This is a genomic window from Jannaschia helgolandensis (assembly GCF_900109285.1).
In the GTDB taxonomy this organism is placed as follows: domain Bacteria; phylum Pseudomonadota; class Alphaproteobacteria; order Rhodobacterales; family Rhodobacteraceae; genus Jannaschia; species Jannaschia helgolandensis.
Genome location: NZ_FNZQ01000001.1, coordinates 802,497 through 824,996, shown reverse-complemented (window position 1 = coordinate 824,996; position 22,500 = coordinate 802,497). Strand labels below are relative to the sequence as shown.

Genomic DNA, 22,500 nt, shown 5'->3' with positions numbered 1-22,500 from the left:
CAGAATCCGGTGGAATCCCGCCGCTTACTTCGCCCATTTCGGTTTGCGCTTATCGAAGAACGCACCGACCCCCTCGACCGCCTCGTCGCCCTTCCACCGTGCGGCCAATGCGTCGATGGTCGCGGCAATCACCGTCTCGTCAATGACCGGGCCCAGGCTGCGCGCCAGGCGTTTGGCATCCGCCACCGCACCGGGCGCGCAGGCCAGATAGGGAATGACTTCCGCTTCCACGGCCGCATCCAGATCGTCGGCGGCGACGGCGCGGGCCAGAATGCCCAGATCGACCGCTTCGGACGCATCGAACCGCCGCGCATTCATGAACACCCGGCGCGCCCGCCCCTCGCCCATCCGAGCGATGACATAAGGCCCGATTGTCGCAGGGATCAGGCCCAGCCGCGTCTCGGTCAGGCCGAACAGCGCCGTGTCTGCCCCGATCGCCACATCGGCCACACAACACAGGCCCACACCACCGCCGAAGGCGTTGCCCTGCGCCCTGACCACCAACGGCTTGGGCATCGTGTTCAACGCCTGCAACATGCCTGCCAGCCGCTTGCCCTCGCGGGCACGACCGGCGGCATCGGCATCGAATTGCGCCCGCATCCAGCGCAGATCACCACCGGCGCAAAACGACTTTCCGGTCCCGGTCAGCACGACGACCCGGCTCTCGTCCCCGCCCAGAACACCCGCCACCGCTGTCAGTTCGTCCATCATCCGCGCCGAAAGCGCGTTGTGCGTCTCCGGCAGGGTCAGGCGCACCGTCACGACGCCCCGCCCATCGCGGCTCACGTCCAGCGTGTCATACGTCATCCCCGCATCTCCTTCGCCATCGCCGCGGCCTGCGCGACGATTTCCGGGTTCAGCCCGGTCTCGAACCCCGCCGCCGCGGCATGGGTCATCACCGCCTCGGTCGCCACGTTGCCGGCCGAGCCGGGCGCATAGGGACATCCCCCCAGCCCGCCCACGGCGGCATCGAACACCCGCAACCCGCGCGCCAGCGCGACATCCACGTTGGCCAGCGCGCGCCCCGCCGTGTCGTGGAAATGTCCGGCCAGCTGATCCGCCCCGATCTCGTCCAGCACGGCGTCCAGCATCGCGTCCACCGCCTCGGGTGTGCCGCGTCCGATGGTATCGCCCAGACTGACCTCGTAACAGCCGAACGCCTGCATCGCCGCAACCACCGCCGCGACATCGCCGGGCGCGGTCGGCCCGTCGAACGGGCAGTCCGTGACGCAGGACACATAGCCCCGCACCGGCACATCGTCGGCCCTGGCCGCAGCGACGACGGGGCTGAACCGTTCCAGGCTTTCAATGATAGTCGCGTTCAGATTTGCCTTGGAGAACCCTTCCGATGCGCTGACGAAAATCGCCACCTCGTCCGCGCGGGCCGCGCGCGCTCTCTCGTATCCTTTGATGTTGGGTGTCAGTGCGGCATAGGACACGCCCGGCGCACGCGCGAGACCGGCCAGCACCTCGGCGCCATCGGCCATCTGCGGAACCCACTTGGGAGACACGAAACTCGCCACTTCGATACGGCGGAAACCGGCGCGCGACAAAAGGTCGATCAGGGCAATTTTCTCGGACGCGGGAATCATCCGCTTTTCGTTCTGCAAACCGTCGCGCGGGCCGACCTCGAAGATTTCGATCTGCTCAGACATCCGGCACCTCATAGAAGTCCCTGTCGTAGAATCCCTTGGCGTCGCTGGCCCTGCGCCAACCGTCCCGCGCCTCGATCCGATCGATCCAACCGGCCATCCGCGGGCGATCCCCCACCCGGTGGAACCGCCGCGCCATCATCGCCGCCTGGCCGACCGCCACGTCCGCCGCCGAAAACGACGACAGCAGCCAATCGCCCGCCAGCCGCGCCTCGATGGCATCGAAGCATTTGCCGATCCGCGCCGACTCCAGCTTCATCACGACAGGGGAGCGCATCGATGCCTCGCGCAGCATCAGATGCTGTTGCGTGCAGGTCGCCGCATGCTGGGAAATCGTCTCGGCGAAATGCACCCAGATCAGCCAGTCCACACGCTCCGCATCACCGGGCGGACGGCCCAGGCGTCCCGTCCGTTCGCAAAGTATCTCGATGAGTGCGCCCGTCTCCCAGATCGACCGTCCATCGAGTTCCAGCGCAGGCACCCGTCCCGCCGGATTCAGCGCCAGAAACTCCGCGCTCCGCAGCGTCTTGTCGAAGGGCCAGACCCGAACGTCAAAATCCAGTTCCAACTCGTGAAGCAACCACAAAACCCGCTGCGAGCGGCTGCCGGGAACGTGGTGCAGGATGATCTCGCTCATGCGTCCTCTTCCATCCGCACCAGCGCGGCCCCGGCCTCGACCTGATCGCCTGCCGCCACCAGCACCTCGCCCACGATGCCGTCGCGTGGCGCGACCATCGCGTGTTCCATTTTCATCGCTTCCAGCACCGCCAGCCGCGCGCCCGCGACGACACTGTCGCCCGGCGCGACGTGAACCGACTTCACCAGCCCCGGCATCGGCGCTTCGATCACACCGGAGCCCGCGCCCCCCGCCGCATCCACCGCCAGCGGGTCGGGCACGGCGAAAGAATAGACGTTGCCCCAGAAGACATGGACGATCCCCGGCCCATGTCCCACTTCGGCCGACACCGCCACGTCATCGACCCGCCATCCGCCGACGCGCGTCACGACATGGCTCGCCCCGTCCAGTGTCACCCGATACCGATCCCCGCCCAGCCCTTCGACACGCGCGGCAATCGCCTCGTCGCCCCAGACCAGATGCGCCGTCCAGACCATCGGGACCCACAGGTGCAGCGCCTCGGCCCCCTGCGCCCGGTGCAGCCCCAGTGCCGCCAGTGCCGCAATCGCGCGCGCCCGCGAACATGGGTCGGGCCGCGCCGACAACACCTCGACATCGCGGTCGATCAGCCCGGTATCGACGTCGCCCGCGCGAAATGCATCATGTTGCGACAGCTTTCGCAGGAACGACAAATTCGTCACCGTCCCGGCCACCTGTGTCCCCGCCAGCGCCCGTTCCAGCGACAGCAACGCCGTCGCCCGCGTCGGCCCGTGAACCACGATCTTGGCAATCATCGGATCGTACCACGGCGAAATCGCATCGCCCGGACGCACCCCGGTTTCGGCCCGCGCGCCGTCGGGAAACCGCAGATGAGTCAGCGTCCCGGTCTGTGGCAGGAAGCCGTTCGCGGTATCCTCGGCATAGAGCCGCGCCTCGAAAGCATGCCCGTTGATCGACAACTGGTGCTGCGACATCGGCAACCCCTCACCACTGGCCACGCGCAACTGCCATTCCACCAGATCGACGCCGGTGATCGCCTCGGTCACGGGGTGTTCGACCTGCAACCGCGTGTTCATTTCCATGAACCAGAATCCATCCGCGCGCAGGCCATCCGAGGCATCGACGATGAATTCCACGGTCCCCGCCCCGGAATATCCGATGGCTTCGGCGGCACGCACGGCGGCGTCCCCCATGGCCTCCCGCATTTCTACCGTCATCCCCGGCGCGGGGGCCTCCTCGATCACTTTCTGATGGCGGCGCTGCAACGAACAATCGCGCTCGAACAGATGCACGGCCTTCTCGCCATCCCCGAAGACTTGCACCTCGATGTGGCGCGGCGTGGTGACCCACTTTTCGATCAGGACATGCGCGTTGCCAAAGGCTTTCCTGGCCTCCGACTGCGCCGATTCCAGCGCGTCCGCGAATCCGCCCGGCACATCGACCTTGCGCATCCCCTTGCCGCCGCCGCCCGCGACCGCCTTGATCAGCACCGGATACCCGATGTTGTCGGCCTCCGCCGCCAGATCCGCCGGGACCTGCCCTTGGCCCTGATACCCCGGCACCACGGGTACGCCCGCCTGCGCCATCAGATCCTTGGCCGCGTCCTTCAGCCCCATCGCCCGGATCGCACTGGCCGACGGCCCGATAAACACAAGTCCTGCCGCCTCCACCGCCTCGACGAACTCCGGATTCTCGGACAGGAAACCATATCCGGGATGGATGGCCTGCGCCCCTGTGGCCCGTGCCGCGTCGATGATCGCATCGCCCCGCAGATAGCTTTCCGCCGGTGCCGCCCCGCCCAAAGACACCGCCTGATCCGCCATCGCCACGTGCCGGACGCGCGCGTCCACGTCGGAATGCACCGCGACCGTCTGGACGCCCAGACGACGGCAGGTGTCGATCACCCGACAGGCGATCTCGCCCCGGTTGGCGATCAGGATCCTGGTGAACATCAGGATTTCCCTTCCGCATAATCCTCGACCACGCGGAAACGCTCGCACATGATCTTCATGTCCTCCGACCAACCGCCCGTTCGCTCGAAATACGGACGGTAAACCTCACGCCAATGGTCCAGATCGCGGAATTCACCCTGGGCCGCGACGAATTCCGCGTCCATTTCCGACCAGCGCCGCGTCGAGACCTCGACCGTCTCGATCATCACGGCGGGCATGCCGTCCCATTCCAGCGCCACGTCCTGCCGCCCGACCTCGGGCCAGGTGTCACCCTTCGGGCCATAGTGCCGGGCGGCCTCGCAGGTCGCGGTCTTGGTGCCCGCCCGCACGAGCGCCAGAATTTCATCGCAAAGCGCCTTGCTGTCTCCGAAACGGAACGTCTCCGCCTCCGGGTTGGCGTCGATGATCTCCTGCAAGGTCCGGCTCATCGCGCGCTCCCTCCGTCTTTGCACTGCAAATATTCCCACGCGGCCTTCCACGACGCGGCCTTCCACCCGGCATCCCGCGTCTGCACGGGGGGTGTACCGGGGGTGCACGGGGGGTGCATCGGCATCAGCGCACCCATCACATGCGGAACACGCCGAAGCGTGTATCCTCGATCGGTGCGTTGAGCGCGGCCCTCAGGCTCAGGCTGAGCACATCGCGGGACTTGCGCGGGTCGATGATGCCGTCGTCCCAAAGCCGTGCCGAGGCATAGAGCGGGTGCGATTGCCGCGCGAACATCTCCTCCGTCGGACGTTTGAATGCGGCCTCCGCCTCGGTCGACCAGTCCTGCCCGGCACGCTCCATGGCGTCGCGTTTGACGGTCGCCAGAACTCCCGCCGCCTGCGGCCCGCCCATCACCGAGATGCGCGAATTCGGCCAGGTCCACAGGAAGTTCGGCTGATACGCGCGGCCCGCCATGCCGTAATTGCCGGCGCCGAAACTGCCGCCGACGATCATGGTAATCTTGGGCACATTGGTGGTGGCGACGGCGGTGACCATCTTGGCCCCGTGCCGCGCGATACCTTCGTTTTCGTACTTTCGCCCGACCATGAAGCCGGTGATATTCTGCAGGAAGACCAACGGGATATTCCGCTGACTGCACAGTTCGATGAAATGCGCACCCTTCGACGCGGCCTCGGAGAACAGCACGCCGTTGTTGGCGACAAGCCCCACCGGCATACCTTCGACATGGGCGAATCCGGTCACCAGCGTTTCGCCGAAACGCGCCTTGAACTCGTCGAAGCGGCTGCCATCGACCAGGCGCATGATGACCTCGCGGATGTCATAGGGCGTGCGCAGGTCGGCAGGCACGACGTCGAGCAATTCCTCCGGGTCATAGGCCGGCGGTTCGAACCCCGCAGCAACGGCCAGACCCGGTCCCCGGTTCAGGTTTCCCACCGCCTGACGCGCCAGGGCAAGCGCGTGGGCGTCGCTTTCGGCAAGGTAATCCGCGACGCCGGACAGCCGGGTGTGCACGTCGCCGCCGCCAAGGTCTTCGGCTGTGACGACTTCGCCCGTCGCGGCTTTCACCAGCGGTGGACCGGCCAGAAAGATCGTCCCCTGATCCCGCACGATGATCGAAACGTCAGACATTGCAGGCACATAGGCCCCGCCCGCCGTGCAGGACCCCATGACGACGGCGATCTGGGCGATGCCCTTGGCCGACATCCGCGCCTGATTGTAGAAGATGCGCCCAAAGTGGTCGCGGTCGGGGAATACTTCGTCCTGATTGGGCAGGTTCGCCCCGCCCGAGTCGACCAGATAGACGCAGGGCAGACGGCATTCCTCGGCGATTTCCTGTGCGCGCAGGTGCTTCTTGACGGTGATCGGATAATACGTGCCGCCCTTCACGGTGGCATCGTTGCAGACGACCATGACATCGCGGCCGTGCACCCGGCCCACGCCCGCAATCGCGCCGCCGCCGGGGGAGGCATCGTCGTACATGCCGTGACCCGCGAAGACGCCGATTTCGAGAAACGGAGAGCCCGGGTCCAGCAGGCCCGCCACCCGGTCGCGGGGCAGCATCTTGCCGCGCGACAGATGCCGGTCGCGGGATGTCCCGCCACCGCCTGCCGCCGCGCGTTCGGCGGCCTCGCGAACCTCGGTCAGCGCGGCAAGATGGGCCGCGCGGTTGGCTTTCGCCTGTTCGGAGGCAGGGATGAGGGTCGAGGCAAGTTTCATGTTCGCCCCTCAAATCGCGATTCCATAAATAGCGTCCGGTCGCTATTCAGGCACTTCGCCCCGACTGCCCCCTGCCCGGTCCCGCTCCCCCATTGCGCGCGTTCCCGGTCGCAGGTTGCGGCGCGACAGGCGATCCATGTCCGCTGCACGTCCCGCAGGTTCAACTGGCCCCGGAAGACGTTCTCGGTATCCTCTGCGCGATGCAGCGCGGCACCGGATGTAGAGAGCAGCGCAGGAACAACGGTGAGACGGATCATCACACCCGATGTTCCGGGTTGGGCAAGCTGGGGTCGCAGCCTTCGGCCTGCCAGACGCGACGATCGTTGCCGTGGTTCGAGATACCGTCGCGCAACAGGTGCGCCATGTGCATCAGGTTCCACGCCATGATCGTCGCGTTGCGGGCGGTGAAGTCGTTGTCGAAACCCACCTTGGTGCCGTCCTCCTTGGGGTCGCCATAGGACGGCCCCGGCCCCGCTTCGCCGATCCAGCCGCAATCGGCCTGCGGCGGGATGGTGTAGCCCAGATGCGAGAGGGCGTAGCCGATGGTCATGGCGGCGTGTTTGATGCCATCTTCGTTGCCGGTCACGACGCTGCCACCGACGCGACCGTAGTAGCTGGACTGGCCCTTGTCGTTGAGTTCCCCTGACATGCCATACAACCGCTCGATCAGTACCCGGCAGACAGACGATTCCTCACCCAGCCAAAGCGGTGTGCCGACGACAAGGATATTGGCCGGTTTGATCCGCTGCCAAAGGGCGGGCCAGTCATCGCGGTCTTCCCCGTGTTCGGTCATATCGGGTTGCACCCCATAGGCGACATGGTGGTCGCGCATGTGGATGTTGTCGACCGATACCCCGGCCCGCGTCATCAGTGTGGCGATCTGTTCAAGCAGGATCGCGGTGTGACTGTCACCGTTCGCGGCCTTCAGCGACGTATTGACGAAAACAGCCTTGAGCCCGCTGTAATCGGGGGCGTCGCGGTTGTCGGGACCGCAGGTGGCCTCGGCCTTGGGATGCAGGGTCATGGTCAGTATCCTTCGGTTAGTTGGCGTAAGGCGATGACTCGGTCCGCCGTCATATCCGCCATGCAGGCGGAAGCTGCGATGTTGCGCATCGAACCGGAACCCCAGGACGCATAGGCCAGCGCGCATTCCGCGTCGCGGAAAGCGATCCAGGCGCGCTGCGCCGTCAGAAGCGTTTCGGCGCGGTTGGTGAACCGGCCGTCGAAATACGGTCGCTCCGCATCGTCTCCGGCCTTGGCCAACTTCCGATGTTTCGGCCAGTCGGCATTCAGCAGATCGTCCCAGAGCGCCGCTTCCACCTGGTTGCAGCTGGTGATGCCCAGCGTCGTCTGGCCACCCTCGATCTCTGCCTGGCAGAGATTTGCTGCAAGGTTTTTGCAACTGGCGAGACCGGACGCGGTATCAGCGCCCGACACGCATGCGTCGAACCGGGCGCGGAACATATCCGGCTCGGCGAACTGCGCAGCAGCAGGCGTGGCCAGCAGAAACAGGAAAACGAACGTGCGGATCATGTCTTGAGCTCCTTTTTTACCTGCTCCAGCTCCCGGTCGAGAAAGAAGGAGACCAGCGAGCGGATCACCACGAGCAGGCCGAGGAACACAAGGTCCGCCATCGCGAGGCTGAGCGCGGTGAGAATGATATCGGAGACGATCAGCAATTCCAGACCGGCGAGGATATACCGACCAAGCTCCACCCGCTCCCTGTTGACACCTTTGACGCGGGTGTCAGCATCGCGGCTGAATTCGGCTTTCACGAAGCCCCAGATGAACCGAATCGCGCCGAGCAGCAGGATCAGAGAGGCGAAAATGTCGATGGCCGTTGCGGCCCATTCCAGGACGTAGACAAGCCAATAGATTTCGTCTTGCAGAATGGCGTCTTCGCGGACGTAGTCGAAAAAAGAGGAGGAGTTCTGTTCCATGTGTTTACCGTAGGATTATCGGTATCATGAAACAAACCGGGGCTGTCGGCATTATTTTCACCTCATCGCCTCCATCAGTTCCCGTCCGATCAGCATGCGACGGATTTCACTGGTCCCAGCCCCGATCTCCATCAGTTTGGCATCGCGAAAGATGCGACTGACGGGGCTGTCGTTCATGAAACCCGCACCGCCCATCGCCTGCACCGCCTGATGGGCCTGCTTCATGGCTTCCTCCGACGCATAGAGAACGCAGGCCGCTGCGTCCTGCCGCGTGACCTGACCCCGGTCGCAGGCCTTGGCGACTTCGTAGACGTAGGCCCGTGCGGAGTTCATCGCTGTATACATATCGGCAATCTTGCCTTGCATCAGCTGGAACGACCCGATGGGTTTGCCGAATTGCTTGCGCTCGGCCAGATAGGGCATCACCTCGTCGAGACAGGCGGCCATGATGCCGGTGCCGATGCCCGACAGAACCACGCGTTCGTAATCGAGGCCGGACATCAAGACGCGCACGCCGCCGCCTTCCTCGCCCAGGATGTTGTCAAAGGGGACTTCGACGTCTTCGAACACAAGTTCCGCCGTGTTCGATCCGCGCATCCCCAGCTTGTCGAAATGCGGGCTGGTGCTGAACCCCGTCATCGACTTTTCGATCAGGAAGGCCGTCATGCCCCTGGACCCGGCGTCGGGGTCGGTCTTGGCGTAGACGACCAGCGTGGTGGCGTCGGGACCGTTGGTGATCCAGTATTTCGTGCCGTTCAAGCGGAAGTGGTCGTTCCGTTTTTCAGCGCGCAATTTCATCGACACGACGTCGGACCCTGCCCCGGCCTCGGACATGGCAAGCGCACCGACATGTTCGCCCGATATCAGCCCCGGCAGGTATTTCGCCTTCTGCTCCGCCGTGCCGTTCAGCGCGATCTGATTGACGCACAGGTTGCTGTGCGCGCCATACGACAGGGAGACGGAGGCACTGGCGCGGGCAATTTCCTCGACCGCGATTACATGGGCGAGGTATCCCATGTCGGCTCCGCCATCCGCCTCGGGCACGGTAACGCCCAGCAAGCCCAGATCGCCCATTTCAGTCCAGAGGTCGGCGGGAAAAGTATTGGTCGCGTCGATTTCACCCGCGAGCGGCTTGATGCGCTCCTGCGCCCAGCGATGCACCAATTCGCGCAGGGCGTTCACGTCTTCCCCAAGATCAAACTGCATCGTGGCGGTGAACATCAGGCTTCCTCCCCAGGAATTGAACACTTGTTCAGTTCATAGTGCGGCAGTTGTCTTGCGTCTACCATCGCTTTCAGGATCGGACCAATGGCCCGGTTAGTCGACAGTGATGACCTGCCCCGTGGCGGTGCCCTCCACACTGAAGGCGAAGGCCTGCGCGACACGGTCCGATGCGACCGGGACATGGCCGGGGAACCATGCGCCATAGCGCGGGACCGACACCTCCAGAAGACCGGGGCTGACGACATTGATGCGCAGGCCGCGTGGCATTTCGCCCGCCGCACCGCGCACGAAACCGCCCAGAGCGCCGTTGGCCATCGCCGCGGCGGACCCCATCGGAATCGGCACGCGGTCGAGGATGCCGCTGGTCAGCGTGAACGACCCGCCATCCGCCACCACGTCCAGCCCGGCGAGGACAAGATTGACCTGTCCGATCACCTTCTGTTGCAGGCTGTCCAGAAAGGTCTGCGCGGTTTGCTGTGACACGGGCGCGAAATGCACGTCGCCGGTGGTCGAAATAACGGCATCGGGCGGCCCGATCTTGGCATACATCGCCGCAACCGATGCCGCATCGGCCAGGTCGACCTGCACGTCACCGCTGCTCCGCCCGGCGCGGATCAGGTCATGCCGCTGACCCAGCTCATCGCAGACGACCTGTCCGATGTCGCCCGCGGCCCCGACCACCAGAATCCTCATGACGTTTCCTTCCGCGATGCCGCTTTTCGACAGATCATACCGGCGCGACCGGGCCTCCGGTCAAGGCGGACCTTCAGGTTTACCTTATTTTACGTACAGCTGATCTGCACGCAGCCTGCCGCCATTGCCCGAAGGAGAATTACGATGCGGTATTACGTCGCCTTCTATCGCGGCCGAGGTCGCCGAGAAATTGGGTCCGCCCTATGAACTCTGGTCGATGGTTCTGAGCCAGTTGTTCAACTTTCGCCGCAATTCGCGGGGGCGTTGGTATTGCTCGGAACTGATTGCCTATGCACTGGGCCTGTCGATGCCACACGCCAAATCGCCGGGCGATCTGTTGCGGGCGATCCGGGACCATGTCACGACCTTGGACAATGCGCAGGCGCTGCTCCGTTTGATCGTGCTGGACGACGAAGCCGAAATGGGCGGGGCGCTGGGCTGACCGCCCGTGGTGTCAGGCGTTTGGGAAAACCGGAACACCGCGCCCTTCGATCATGCCCAGAACCGTGGCTTTGCGCAGAATCGTCCAATAGGCGGCACTGACCGTATCCGGGTGGATGTCGACCTGCAGCAGGGTCAGAACGTCATCGAAATCACGATCCGGCAGGGTGTCGCAGGCGTCCCACAGCGATACCAGTGTCATACTGCCGCGCATCCAGGGCAGGCTGGGCAGGGCTGAGAGACGTTGGCCAAGCGGATCGAATAGACCCGGACCCGTGGCCACCAGCAGCGCGGGACCGGGGCGCAGACCACCAAGTCGGCTGGCGATCCGGCAATTCGATGCAATGCGGTTCGGGGCTTTGAAAAATGAAGCGGTCTTGCTCTGAGTCACGATTTGCATCTGCCTCCGTCGGTGAGATGACGAAAGGGGCGACTTGCGCCGCCCCCTGTTGATCCGACCCTGACATTCGTCAGTCTGGACGGGCCGAATTCGCCTCAGAAGCCAACGACCAGCGACAGGCCGACTGTGTTGTCGGTGGACTTCAGGCCGGGCAGCGGGTTCGACGTATAGTCGGTACGATAGCTGACGCGGGTCGACAGGGTGTCGGTCATCCTGAAGTTCACGCCGAAGTCGTTGGTCACCACGGTATCCGCCGACGACGACAGGATGTCGGTGTCATTGGTCAGCGATACGACGTCGTTGAAGCCATAATAGAAGCGCGACGAGGCGATGCCTGCGCCTTCGGTTTCATCGTTGCCCGCCTGATCGGCGATATAGCGAATGCCGGGTCCGGCCTGAACGCGCCAGGCCATCTGGCGGGTATTTACGATGCGATAGCCCAGACCGCCGCCGATGAACGCGTCACGCTCGTTGGTGTCGAAGCCGTCGTATTCGAAACGGCCGGTGCCGAAGGCATAGACCTGCGGCGTGAAATAGCGGCTGCCTTCGTAGATCGCAAAAAATTCTTCTTCGTTCTTGATACCGTTGGCTTCGCCATATTCACCGGCAAAACCGATCAGGTGGCTCCATTCGCCAAGGCCATAGGACAAGCGACCGGCGAACGACAGCTCGCCCGTGTCGGTGTTGCCCGACGCGCCGGATGCGGTCAGTGCGGCCGAGCCGCGGAAGCCCTGAACGACGCCGTTGGGGCTGAAGCGCTCGTCATCTTCGCCACGGTCCAGATCGTCCTGGGCGGCTTCGGTGATGTCGTCGATGCGGTCATCAAGACGCGAAACACCGGTCAGGTTGTCCTGCGCGAAGGCAGGGATGGAGACGGTCAGCGCGAGCACAGTCGTGGCAGCGAGTGTAGCGATCGTTTTCATCGTGAAATCCCTTTCAAGGAAAGTCAGGTCCGACGGCGAAACCGGCGGAGGCCCTTCGGCTTGAGGGACAGATAGGCGCTGAGCACACCTAAGAAAAATTCATAATATTCGATGATGTCGTGAGTTTATCGCATAGTTAGCGCAGGCTTTCGGCTGCCTCTTCTGCCACGATCCGCGCGATAACGGCGCAGTCGGCCAGATCGAACGTCAGCGGCACGCGCATATCCAGAAGCCGGGCAAGCACGGCATCGGTTTGCGGCAGGCTCTGCGCTTCGACATAGGCCCAGTGGTGATGCGACGAGGTAAAGCCCTGCGCCGTCGCATGGCCGAACCATTTCCAGTCGACGCCGCGCGCCGCACAGCCCGCAATGAAACCGGGGATCTTTTCGGGGTCGTCCGCCAGCAGCTGGATCGACGATCCGACATAGCCCTCGGACGCGGGGCGGTCGATGACGTGTAGGCCGGGCAGGTTGCGAAACCCCGTCTCCAGCGCGCGGTAGCGTTCGTTCCAGCGCGCGACCTGTGCCGGAAGGTCGGCCAGTTGCGGACGCAGGATCGCTGCACGCAACTCGTCCATACGGCCCGATACGTTGGGCATCGTGCCCTTGTGCCGCGCGAATACCTCCTCGGACGGCGCCGTGCCATTGCGCGCATAAAGCATGTAACTGCCCGACAGCAGGATCATCTTCGCCGCCAGATCGGCGTCGTCGGTGACGATCAGCCCGCCCTCGCCCGAATTGACATGTTTGTAGGTCTGGCAGGAATAGCAGCCGATCGCGCCCCAGCGTCCTGATGGATGGCCGTCCCAGTCGGCGCCCATGGTATGCGCACAATCCTCGATCACGGCGATGTCGTGGGCATCGCAAATTGCCATCAGACGGCGCATGTCGGCGATATGCCCGCGCATATGCGACAGCATCAGGACGTTTGCCTGCGGGGCTTTCGCTTCCAGATCATCCAGGTCGATACACAGATCGCGCCCGACCTCGACCAGCACGGGGCGCGCGCCGACGGCGGCGATGGCACCCGGCACCGGGGCCAGCGTCCAGCCATTGGTCAGCACCGGATCGCCCGGACCCACCCCCAGCGCGCGCAGGGCGCAGCCCATCGCGTATCCGCCCGATGCCACTGCCAGCGCATGCGCCGCGCCGGTCTGGGCGGCGAATTCGATCTCCAGTGCCGCGACCTGCGACGGCTGCGCGCCATAACGGTGCAGCGCGCCGGAACGCAGGACCTCGACCGCGGCGGCGATCGCGGACTCGGGGATCGGCTCTTGGCGGATGAACGGCTTGGTGAAAACCTCGGTCATGTCAGCAACCCCTCCAGAATACCGTCCAGATCGGCATAATCGTCCAGCAATGCCTCGGGCAAAAGCTCCGCCACCGATTGACCTGCAGGCGCGAAGGTCACCAGCACGCAAGGCACCGCCGCCGCCGCCGCCGTATTGCGATCGGTATCGGTGTCACCGATCAACACCGCGCGCGCCGGGTCGCCGCCCGCCCGACGTATGGTTTCCCATAGGTGTTCCGGGTCCGGCTTGCGCACCGGAAGCGTGTCGGCCCCGACCAGCGCGTCGAACAGGTCACTTGCGCCGAGTTGCGCCACCAGCTTGATCGCCAGCGCTTCGGGCTTGTTGGTGCAGATCGCCACGGCATCGCCGCGCGCGCGCAGACGCCGCACCGCATCCAGCGCACCCGGGTAGAACGTCGTATGAACCGCAATGGACCCGTCATAAGCATCCAGCAGGGGCTGATATCCGGCGTCGACCTGCCCTTCATCCACGTCCCCTGCCCGCGAGAACCCGAGACGCAGCATTGACCGCCCGCCCTTCAAAGCCGCGGCCCGGTCCTGCGCCGCCATCGGGTCCAGCCGGATATCGTGCCCCAGATGCGCGAACGCCACGTTGGCGGCGGCCAGCAGATCGCCGGATGTGTCGCACAACGTTCCGTCCAGATCGAAGATCACGCATCGTTTCATTGTCGGCACCCTTTCGCTATCCTGATCCCATGGCGGGTTGCAGCATATCGCCCCTCGGTTAGAACGGCCTGTGACTCAGGGAAAGACATTTGATGCCGACAGCGTTGATCGTTCTGGCCGCCGGACAGGGCAGCCGCATGCAATCCGACCTGCCGAAGGTGCTGCACCGCGTGGCGCATGCGCCGCTTCTGGTCCATGCATTGCGGTCGGGCGAAAGTCTGTCACCGGACCGCACTGTCATCGTCGCGGGCCACGGCGGCGACCGGGTGGCGGCGATGGTTCGAATTCATGACGCAGACGCCGTCGTCGTGCGTCAGACCGAACAACTGGGCACTGCGCATGCGGTGGCGCAGGCCCGCGCTGCACTGGACGGGTTCGATGGCGATGTTATCGTGCTTTACGGCGATACGCCATTCATCCGCCCGGAAACGCTGGAGGCGATGCAGGCCGCCCGGCGCGATGGCGCGGATATCGTGGTTCTGGGATTCCGCGCCACTGAACCCGGTCGGTATGGGCGTCTGGTCGCGAACGGCGACCGGCTGGAAAAGATCGTCGAGGCCAAGGACGCCACGCCCGAAGAACTGGCGATTACCCTGTGCAACTCCGGCGTGATCGCGGCTGATGCCAACACCCTTTTCGATCTGATCGACCATGTGGGCAACGACAACGCGGCGGGTGAATATTACCTGACCGACATCGTTAGTCTGGCGCGGGCGGCGCGCATGTCGGCACGGGTCGTGACCTGCCCCGAGGTCGAGACGATGGGCGTCAATACGCGCGCCGATCTTGCCGCTGCGGAAGCCGCCTTTCAGGACAGGGCGCGGGCCCAGGCGATGGACAACGGTGCCACGCTGACGGCACCCGATACGGTTTTTCTGGCCTATGACACGGTAATCGGGCGTGACGTCGTGATCGAACCGCACGTGGTCTTCGGTCCCGATGTCACCATCGAATCCGGTGCCACGATCCGTGCCTTCAGCCACCTGGAAGGCTGCCATGTTGCGGACGAATGCGTCGTTGGGCCCTACGCCCGCCTGCGTCCCGGCGCGGAGCTGGACCGGGGTGTGCGCGTCGGCAACTTCGTCGAGGTCAAGAATGCGCAAGTGGCCGAAGGCGCGAAGCTGAACCACCTGTCCTATATCGGCGACGCCGACGTGGGGGCGCGGGCCAACGTCGGCGCGGGCACGATCACCTGCAATTACGACGGCGTATTCAAGCATCGCACGGTGATCGGTGCGAATGCCTTCATCGGGTCGAACACCGCGCTGGTGGCCCCGGTCCGCGTGGGGGACGATGCGATGACGGCCTCCGGCTCGGTCGTGACAATGGACGTCCCGGACGGTGCGCTGGCGCTGGGCCGGGCAAGACAGGTCAACAAGGACGGCTTCGCGCGTCGGTTGATGGCAAAGCTGCGCGCCGCAAAGGAGACAAGCTGATGTGTGGTATCATCGGAATACTGGGCAAACACCAGGCCGCGCCGATCATGGTCGAGGCACTGAAACGGCTGGAATATCGCGGCTATGACAGCGCCGGGATCGCCACCGTCGAAGATGGCGTGCTGGATCGTCGCCGCGCGGTCGGCAAGCTGGTGAACCTTGCCGATCTTCTGGTGACGGACCCCCTGTCGGGTTTCGCCGGCATCGGACATACGCGCTGGGCGACCCATGGCGCGCCCTCCGTCGCCAACGCTCACCCGCACCGCGCGGACCGCGTCGCCGTCGTCCATAATGGCATCATCGAAAACTTCCGCGAGTTGCGCCGCGAAGCCTCCGGCCCCTACGAAAGCGAGACCGACACCGAGGTCATCGTTCGCCTTTGCGAATTGTTTCTCGAAGACGGAATGGAGCCGCAGGATGCGGCGTTTGCGACCATCGACAGGCTGGAAGGGGCTTATGCCCTGTGTTTCCTGTTCGACGGCGAACCTGACCTGTTGATTGCCGCGCGCGTCGGATCGCCCCTGGCCATCGGCCATGGCGACAACGAAATGTTCGTAGGCTCCGACGCAATCGCGCTCGGCCCGCTGACCGACCGCCTGACCTATCTGGAGGAGGGCGACCGCGCCGTGGTGACCCGTGCCGGTGTTCGCATCTTCGACGCCGATGGCCGCCAGACCAACCGGGAAATGAAGCGCATTCATGTCGATGCCACGCGGATCGAAAAGGCCGGTCACCGGCATTTCATGGGCAAGGAAATTCACGAACAGCCGCAAACCCTGTCGGGTGTGCTTTCCCGCTACATCGAGGGTGATCGGATCGTTCTGCCCACCGATTACGATTTCTCCGCGACCGACCGCATACAGATGGTCGCCTGCGGCACGGCGCAGATCGCCTGTTCGGTCGCCAAATACTGGTTCGAAGCCCTGGCCCGCCTGCCTGCCGAAGTCGATATCGCATCGGAATATCGCTACCGTGAAGGGCCGGTAGGCATTGATACCACAGCACTTTTTGTCAGCCAGTCGGGCGAAACTGCCGACACTTTGGCGGCCTTGCGTTATGCCAGGGGAAAAGCGCGGGCGATTCTGTCGGTGGTGAACGTTGTCGAAAGCAGCATCGCGCGCGACAGCGACATCATTTACCCGATCCATGCCGGGGTCGAGGTCGGCGTGGCTTCGACCAAAGCCTTCGTCAATCAGCTCGCGGTGCTTCTGTGTCTTGCCATCGCGGCAGGGGTGCAGCGCGGCGAGATCGACGCCCAGCGCGAGGCGGAACTGGTTGCGGGATTGAAGCTCCTGCCGGGGTTGATGTCGCAAGGTCTTACCATCGAGGAACGCTGCGAGGCTTTGGCTTCACGCCTGTCGGAGGCGTCGGACATCCTGTTCCTGGGCCGGGGCCCGATGTACCCAATGGCCCATGAAGGCGCTCTTAAACTGAAGGAAATCAGCTATATACATGCCGAAGCCTATGCCAGCGGTGAATTGAAGCACGGCCCCATCGCGCTGGTCGATCGCACGCTGCCCGTGGTTGTTTTCGCGCCGATGGACCCGCTTTTCGAGAAAACCGTCAGCAACATGCAGGAGGTCATGGCCCGTGAAGGCCAGGTTCTGCTGGTGACCGATGCCGATGGGGCAAAACAGGCCTCCGACGGGGTCTGGGAGGTGTTGGTGATGCCAAGGATCGACCCGGTTTTCGCCCCGATCCTCTATGCCCTTCCGGCGCAGTTGCTGGCTTATCACACGGCGGTCCACAAAGGCACCGACGTGGATCAGCCGCGTAATCTGGCGAAGTCGGTGACGGTCGAATGACGGGCCTGCGGGACGTACATACGACAGTGCATACGAAGGTATTATCCAGATCATACCTGATTTTCGCACCGAGCATTGGCTCTTCATCGGCAACGGTGCGGTGCGCCGCGTCCACGGACGGACGGTTGCCGACATGACGGATGAGACATCTGCCACGTCCCCCGCACATGACACCGGCTTGACGGCGAAAGTGGCTGAGGCGCTGGCGCAATTGCACACTCTTGGCGACGCGGGTCGCGCGGCGCGGGACAAGGCGGCCAACAGGACGACGCGCAAGACGTTGGGGGTGCCTGCTTCTGCCCTCGGGGACTTGGCCAGAACGCTGCGCGAGAAGCTGTCGGTGGATCACCGGGTCATCCTTGCAGACGCGCTGTGGCAGGACGGCACTTTCGATGCCCGGCTTCTGGCGCTGCGACTTCTGACGCAGGCGCGCATCCGGCCCGACGACGGGGTCTGGGCGCGGCTGACGGAATGGGTGGTGCAATTCGACTGCCGGGCCATTGCCGACGCAGGGGCCGGTGCGATTTCCCGCCGTCTGATGGCGGACCCGGCGCGGCTGGATGTGGTCGCGGACTGGATGCAGGCGGCCAACGTCTGGACCCGGCGCACGGCAATTGCAGCGACCGCGCCCTGGGCCAAGATGAATCATCCGTCAGAGGCAGACCTTGCCGCGCGGGAGCGGGTGCTGGGCTGGCTGGCCGGAATGGCCGGGGACGACCGCCCCGTGATCCGGCAGGCGGTGGAAGGGTGGCTGCGGGATCTGGCGAAGCGGGATCCGGCGCGGGTCGCGGCGTTCCGGAGGGCTTAGATCGCTTCGGGCGCAGCGACCGCTTCGCAGGACTTTATGGACCCTGACCTTGGTCGCTTGCAGGTCTGCTATAAGGTCGATGTCAAAAGGGCGTCCCTCATGCCCGTGGCCAATGCGGATGGTAATCGTCGATCACGATCGGGTGGCTATGCGTAAGCCGACCCGCGAGATGGGGATGATCCGGTGGTAGATCATCATGATTATGCGGAAGCGACGCATCCTGCTGATGTGGCCAAAACAGCATCCCTCCCAATAGCCCAGCGCCTGCCACCAGTGCCAGGACGATAAATCCGACGACGGCCCCGAACGCCGTGATCAGCCACCCTGCCAACGGATAGGTCAGCAGCCAGCAGGCATGCGATAGTGCAAATTGGGCGGCGTAGACCGCAGGTCGATCCTCAGGGTGGGCGGACCTTTTCAGAAGCCGGCCCGAGGGCGTCAGCACAACGGAATAGCCAACGCCGATTGCGAGCCAGCCGATAAGCAGGACACTCCAAACAGGTCCAACGACGGCGACCCACAAGCCCGATGCCAGCAGCACGACGACCAGACTTAGCGCACCCGCAATCATCACAGGTCGATCTGGCCGACTGTCAAGAAGACGGGGAAGGCCCAGTGCCGCCAACATGGAGCCGCCACCGAAGGCACCAAGCGCCATGGCAACCTGCGTATCGCCAAGGCCCAGATCGGATTTCACCAAAATGACGGTGTTCACGAGAACCATCGCCCCGGCAGAAGCCGCCGCGAGGTTCAGTGATAGAAGTCCACGCAGCCTTGGCGTTGCCAGATAGATACGCAGGCCGCGCGTGGTTCGGTCATAGATGCCGCGCGGGGCCATGGGTTGCGGACTTGGCAACACCACCGAGACGACCAGCAGAGCGGAGGCGATAAACCCGATGACAGTTCCATAGAACAGCACTTGGTAGCTGACGAAAGCCAGCAGGATCGCGGCCAGTGCCGGACTGATCAGGTTCTCCAGATCGTAGGCCAGCCGCGAGAGCGAAAGGGCCCGGGTGTAGCGGTTCTCTTCCGGCAGAACGTCGGGGATCGTGGCCTGAAACGTCGGTGTGAAAGCCGCCGAGGCGGATTGAAGCATGAAGATCAGGATGTAGACCTGCCAGATTTCGGTCACGAACGGCAGGCTCAGCGCGACGACGGCACGTATCAGATCAAGACTTACCAGCATAGCGCGTCGGGGCCAGCGGTTTGCAAAGGCCCCAGCAATGGGCGCGATGCCGACGTAGGCGATCATCTTGATCGTGAACACCGTGCCCAGAACAAGCGCCGCGCGGTCGCCCGCCAGATCGTAGGCCAGCAGCCCGAGTGCTATGGTTGCCATCCCGGTGCCCAACAGCGCGACGATCTGCGCCAGGAACAGGTGTCGATAGGTGCGGTCTGCAAGGATGGAAAACATCGCATGAGCCTTTATGGCAAGAGTGACCAGTCAGACGTAACTCTCTATTTGCTCTGAGGAAAGCTGCCATTCGCTGCGCCTCAGAAAGTTGCTAATTGGGTCAAAGAGCTCATCAGATATTCGTGCGACGTGGTTCATCCCCCACGCCCACCTTGCCCCCGACGTCCCCCGCGCCGAACACGCCCCGGACCAATCACCGGGGGCCGCCATGCCGCGACTCGTCATGAGATTCGACGGCACCTCCGTCGCCAACCTCGACCGCATCCGGCGCGTGACGGCGGGCGCCGCGACCGGGTCAGACCTGAACCCCGACTTCCCGTCAGCCGGTCTGACGCACCCGCGCGTCGCGCGGCATTCGGAACGTGAAAACCGTTATCCGGTCGTCGGATGAGGCGTCCAGCGTTCCATCATGCCCCTTGGCAATCTCGGAGGCGATGAACAGGCCCAGTCCCAGACCTTCCCGGCTGGGCCGGTCCGCACCGCGCTCATAGGGCATGAACAGCGTTTCGATCTGTTCGCCCGCGATGGGCGTGCCTGAATTGGCGACCGACAGGACGAAGTCGTCGTCCTGGATGACCGCTCTGACAACGATCGGTTGGTTCGAGGTCCCGTGGGTGACCGCATTGGATACCAGGTTCGAGAAAAGCTGCGCGATACGCGCACTGTCGCAATACACGGTGCCGGGGATGTCGATCTCTATGTCCATGATCCGTTCCGGGGCGGTGGCCTGAAACTCCGACAGGATCTGACGGAGTGCCGCCTCCAGTGTCGTCTCCGGATTATGCTCGATGATGATCGCGCCGCCGTCCCGACTGCGGGCCTGGTCCAGCAGGTTCTCGATCAGCAGAGACATGCGTTGCACGGACCCCTTCATCAAACCGATGAGCTGACTTGACCTGGGGCTGGGTTTGTCCCTTTCGAGCAGTCGGAAACCGGCAGACAAGGCACTGATCGGGTTGCGCAGGTCGTGGGCCAGGATCGCGATGAACTTCTCCTGCACGTCAGTCAGGTTGCGTTCGCGCTTCAGATCGTCGCGATTCTGCGCCAGGACCGCCTCGGTATCGAGGCTTTCGCCGATCAGACGCGCAAACAGCCGGAACATCGAGACGACAGCATCCCGTTTCAGGCTGCGTGGTTCGGGGTCGATGGCACAGATGGTCCCGAAGAACGAACCGTCGGCCCTGTAGATCGGAAGCGAGATGTAGCTGCGAAACTGATACCGGACGGGGCAATGATGATCGCGATAGACCGGATCGCCCTCCACATCGTCGATGACGATTTCCTGATCGAACTGGCGAACTTCGTGGCAGAGCGTCGTCTCGACCGGCAATTCGTCGCCCGGAGTCAGTCCGAAGGAAATGTTGTCCACTGCCTGACAGGTGACCCAGCGGGATTCTGTTACGCGGGCGACGGCGGCAAAACCCATGCCCGTGGCCAGAAGGGCCGTCTCCAGCAGGGTCGGGACAATCTTGTTTATGCCTATGGATTCGATGTCTTCGGAAAAATCTTCTGATACATTCACTGGTGTTGTCCTGATGCCAATTCGTGCCCGAATAACGGGCAAAGTAATGCAGTTATCACAAGTCGTCACCCCGGCGCGCCCAGATTCGACGGCAACTTATTGCGGACGATTAGGGATCGGGTTCGTATATATCCCGACGCCGCGACGACTTGCCCCCGACGCCCCCCTCGCCTAACAGGCCCCGGACCAATCACCGGGGGCCGCCATGCCGCGACTCGTCATGAAATTCGGCGGGACCTCCGTCGCCAATCTCGACCGCATCCGCCGCGTGGCCAAGCGCGTGGGCGTCGAGGTGGCCAAGGGCTACGAGGTGATCGTGGTGGTGTCGGCCATGTCGGGCAAGACGAACGAACTGGTGGGCTGGGTGAACGAGACCTCGCCGCTTTTTGATGCGCGCGAATACGATGCGGTGGTGTCGTCGGGCGAGAACGTGACGGCCGGGTTGCTGGCGCTGATCCTGCAGGAAAACGGCGTCGATGCGCGGTCGTGGCAAGGGTGGCAGGTGCCGGTGAAGACCTCCTCGGCGCATTCCACGGCGCGGATCTTGGATATTCCGACTGCCAACTTCGATGCCAAGTTCGCCGAGGGCATGAAGGTCGCCGTGGTCGCGGGGTTCCAGGGCGTATCGGCGGAAGGCCGGATCACGACTCTGGGGCGCGGCGGCAGCGACACGACGGCGGTGGCCTTCGCGGCGGCCCATCAGGCGGAGCGCTGCGATATCTATACCGACGTCGACGGCGTCTATACGACCGACCCGCGGATCACGTCGAAGGCCCGCAAGCTGGACCGGATCGCCTTCGAGGAGATGCTGGAGCTGGCATCCCTGGGGGCCAAGGTGTTGCAGACGCGGTCGGTCGAACTGGCGATGCGCTACAAGGTGCGCCTGCGGGTGCTGTCGAGTTTCGAAGATATGGGCGATGATGCGGGCACGCTGGTCTGCGCCGAGGAGGACATCATGGAAAGCAACGTGGTCGCCGGAGTCGCCTTCGTGCGCGACGAGGCCAAGATGACGCTGATCTCGGTCGCGGACAGGCCCGGCGTGTCGGCGGCGATCTTCGGACCGCTGGCCGAGGCGGGCGTGAACGTCGACATGATCGTGCAGAACATCGCCGAAGACGGGCGGACCGACATGACCTTCAGTCTGCCGGTCGATCAGGTCGCGCGGGCCGAAAAAGCGGTGCGGGAGGCGATGGCGCGCGAGGAGATCAATTTCCATGATCTGATCGCGGACACTGATGTCAGCAAGGTCTCGGTCGTCGGCATCGGTATGCGCAGCCACGCGGGCGTTGCGGCCAGGATGTTCGGCGCACTCTCGGCGGAGGGCATCAACATCAAGGTCATCACCACCTCCGAGATCAAGATCAGCGTTCTTATCGACCGCAAATACATGGAGCTGGCCGTCCAGGCGCTTCATGACGTGTTCGGACTGGAGAAAGCGTAGCCGCACATCGCGCTTACGCGGCATTCTGAGACCGACCGCAAGTGCATGACACCGTACGTTCAGACGCTACAGGAGGTGTCAGGGCCGCGA

Annotated in this window: 23 protein-coding genes; 5 read left to right on the top strand and 18 right to left on the bottom strand. The window is 63.9% G+C overall.

Annotation, left to right across the window (positions count from 1 at the left end; all coding sequences use genetic code 11):
* Window positions 1–24: 24 nt before the first annotated feature.
* The 12 genes from BMY38_RS03945 to BMY38_RS03890 all read right to left on the bottom strand — a co-directional run bounded on the left by BMY38_RS03945 (window position 25) and on the right by BMY38_RS03890 (window position 10,243).
* Window positions 25–807: a crotonase/enoyl-CoA hydratase family protein gene (locus BMY38_RS03945; RefSeq protein WP_092759943.1), complete on the bottom strand. Its 783-nt coding sequence runs from the start codon at window positions 805–807 to the stop codon at window positions 25–27.
* Window positions 804–1,655 carry a hydroxymethylglutaryl-CoA lyase gene (locus tag BMY38_RS03940; RefSeq protein WP_092759941.1) on the bottom strand — a complete coding sequence of 284 codons (852 nt, stop codon included), beginning with the start codon at window positions 1,653–1,655 and terminating at the stop codon, window positions 804–806. The genes BMY38_RS03945 and BMY38_RS03940 overlap by 4 nt, the downstream gene beginning before the upstream one ends.
* Entirely contained in the window at window positions 1,648–2,289 is a 642-nt protein-coding gene (locus BMY38_RS03935; protein ID WP_092759939.1) for a glutathione S-transferase family protein, read from the bottom strand. The genes BMY38_RS03940 and BMY38_RS03935 overlap by 8 nt, the downstream gene beginning before the upstream one ends.
* Window positions 2,286–4,220, bottom strand: coding sequence for an acetyl-CoA carboxylase biotin carboxylase subunit (locus BMY38_RS03930; RefSeq protein ID WP_092759937.1), 1,935 nt, complete (start codon window positions 4,218–4,220; stop codon window positions 2,286–2,288). The genes BMY38_RS03935 and BMY38_RS03930 overlap by 4 nt, the downstream gene beginning before the upstream one ends.
* Window positions 4,220–4,648, bottom strand: coding sequence for an ASCH domain-containing protein (locus tag BMY38_RS03925; protein ID WP_092759934.1), 429 nt, complete (start codon window positions 4,646–4,648; stop codon window positions 4,220–4,222). Before BMY38_RS03925 ends, BMY38_RS03930 begins: the two co-directional genes overlap by 1 nt.
* Window positions 4,649–4,784: 136 nt before the next feature.
* Complete coding sequence (locus BMY38_RS03920; protein WP_092759932.1) at window positions 4,785–6,386, bottom strand: carboxyl transferase domain-containing protein; 1,602 nt, start codon at window positions 6,384–6,386, stop codon at window positions 4,785–4,787.
* On the bottom strand, window positions 6,383–6,643 hold the full coding sequence (locus tag BMY38_RS03915) for a lysozyme inhibitor LprI family protein (RefSeq protein ID WP_092759930.1): 261 nt from the start codon (window positions 6,641–6,643) through the stop codon (window positions 6,383–6,385). The genes BMY38_RS03920 and BMY38_RS03915 overlap by 4 nt, the downstream gene beginning before the upstream one ends.
* Window positions 6,643–7,410: a flavodoxin family protein gene (locus BMY38_RS03910; RefSeq protein ID WP_092759928.1), complete on the bottom strand. Its 768-nt coding sequence runs from the start codon at window positions 7,408–7,410 to the stop codon at window positions 6,643–6,645. The genes BMY38_RS03915 and BMY38_RS03910 overlap by 1 nt, the downstream gene beginning before the upstream one ends.
* A 2-nt stretch (window positions 7,411–7,412) precedes the next feature.
* A complete protein-coding gene (locus tag BMY38_RS03905) occupies window positions 7,413–7,919 on the bottom strand; it encodes a lysozyme inhibitor LprI family protein (RefSeq protein ID WP_092759926.1) in 507 nt (168 codons plus the stop codon).
* The gene (locus tag BMY38_RS03900) at window positions 7,916–8,326 is read right to left on the bottom strand and encodes a DUF1622 domain-containing protein (RefSeq protein WP_092759924.1); all 411 of its coding nucleotides are present in this window, start codon (window positions 8,324–8,326) and stop codon (window positions 7,916–7,918) included. Before BMY38_RS03900 ends, BMY38_RS03905 begins: the two co-directional genes overlap by 4 nt.
* A gap of 57 nt (window positions 8,327–8,383) precedes the next feature.
* Window positions 8,384–9,547, bottom strand: coding sequence for an isovaleryl-CoA dehydrogenase (locus BMY38_RS03895; RefSeq protein ID WP_092759922.1), 1,164 nt, complete (start codon window positions 9,545–9,547; stop codon window positions 8,384–8,386).
* 96 nt (window positions 9,548–9,643) lie between these two features.
* Complete coding sequence (locus BMY38_RS03890; protein WP_092759920.1) at window positions 9,644–10,243, bottom strand: short chain dehydrogenase; 600 nt, start codon at window positions 10,241–10,243, stop codon at window positions 9,644–9,646.
* A gap of 190 nt (window positions 10,244–10,433) precedes the next feature.
* Between BMY38_RS03890 and BMY38_RS03885 the strand changes: the two genes are divergently transcribed.
* Window positions 10,434–10,685: a hypothetical protein gene (locus BMY38_RS03885; protein WP_139204647.1), complete on the top strand. Its 252-nt coding sequence runs from the start codon at window positions 10,434–10,436 to the stop codon at window positions 10,683–10,685.
* A 12-nt stretch (window positions 10,686–10,697) separates the two neighbouring features.
* Here the strand turns inward: BMY38_RS03885 and BMY38_RS03880 are convergent, their stop codons facing one another.
* The 4 genes from BMY38_RS03880 to BMY38_RS03865 form a co-directional block, all read right to left on the bottom strand.
* Window positions 10,698–11,084 carry a hypothetical protein gene (locus BMY38_RS03880; protein WP_092759916.1) on the bottom strand — a complete coding sequence of 129 codons (387 nt, stop codon included), beginning with the start codon at window positions 11,082–11,084 and terminating at the stop codon, window positions 10,698–10,700.
* 95 nt (window positions 11,085–11,179) lie between these two features.
* Window positions 11,180–12,007: a DUF481 domain-containing protein gene (locus BMY38_RS03875; RefSeq protein WP_092759914.1), complete on the bottom strand. Its 828-nt coding sequence runs from the start codon at window positions 12,005–12,007 to the stop codon at window positions 11,180–11,182.
* A 136-nt stretch (window positions 12,008–12,143) separates the two neighbouring features.
* Window positions 12,144–13,316, bottom strand: coding sequence for a DegT/DnrJ/EryC1/StrS family aminotransferase (locus BMY38_RS03870; RefSeq protein WP_092759912.1), 1,173 nt, complete (start codon window positions 13,314–13,316; stop codon window positions 12,144–12,146).
* Window positions 13,313–13,984 (bottom strand): HAD family hydrolase, encoded by a 672-nt coding sequence (locus tag BMY38_RS03865; RefSeq protein WP_092759910.1) that lies wholly within the window; start codon window positions 13,982–13,984, stop codon window positions 13,313–13,315. The genes BMY38_RS03870 and BMY38_RS03865 overlap by 4 nt, the downstream gene beginning before the upstream one ends.
* Window positions 13,985–14,076: 92 nt before the next feature.
* Here BMY38_RS03865 and glmU point away from each other — a divergent pair, with 92 nt between their 5' ends.
* From glmU to BMY38_RS03850, 3 genes are all read left to right on the top strand, one after another.
* The gene (glmU, locus tag BMY38_RS03860) at window positions 14,077–15,420 is read left to right on the top strand and encodes a bifunctional UDP-N-acetylglucosamine diphosphorylase/glucosamine-1-phosphate N-acetyltransferase GlmU (protein WP_092759908.1); all 1,344 of its coding nucleotides are present in this window, start codon (window positions 14,077–14,079) and stop codon (window positions 15,418–15,420) included.
* Window positions 15,420–17,225, top strand: coding sequence for a glutamine--fructose-6-phosphate transaminase (isomerizing) (gene glmS / locus BMY38_RS03855; protein ID WP_092759906.1), 1,806 nt, complete (start codon window positions 15,420–15,422; stop codon window positions 17,223–17,225). The genes glmU and glmS overlap by 1 nt, the downstream gene beginning before the upstream one ends.
* 133 nt (window positions 17,226–17,358) lie before the next feature.
* Window positions 17,359–18,033: a DNA alkylation repair protein gene (locus tag BMY38_RS03850; protein WP_092759904.1), complete on the top strand. Its 675-nt coding sequence runs from the start codon at window positions 17,359–17,361 to the stop codon at window positions 18,031–18,033.
* 97 nt (window positions 18,034–18,130) lie between these two features.
* Here BMY38_RS03850 and BMY38_RS03845 read toward each other — a convergent pair whose 3' ends face one another.
* Complete coding sequence (locus BMY38_RS03845; protein ID WP_092759902.1) at window positions 18,131–19,447, bottom strand: MFS transporter; 1,317 nt, start codon at window positions 19,445–19,447, stop codon at window positions 18,131–18,133.
* Between the two features lie 319 nt (window positions 19,448–19,766).
* Window positions 19,767–20,969 carry a GAF domain-containing sensor histidine kinase gene (locus BMY38_RS03840; protein ID WP_245737491.1) on the bottom strand — a complete coding sequence of 401 codons (1,203 nt, stop codon included), beginning with the start codon at window positions 20,967–20,969 and terminating at the stop codon, window positions 19,767–19,769.
* Window positions 20,970–21,174: 205 nt separating this feature from the next.
* Between BMY38_RS03840 and BMY38_RS03835 the strand changes: the two genes are divergently transcribed.
* Window positions 21,175–22,410, top strand: a complete 1,236-nt coding sequence (locus BMY38_RS03835) for an aspartate kinase (protein WP_092759900.1) — start codon at window positions 21,175–21,177, stop codon at window positions 22,408–22,410.
* Window positions 22,411–22,500 lie beyond the last annotated feature (90 nt).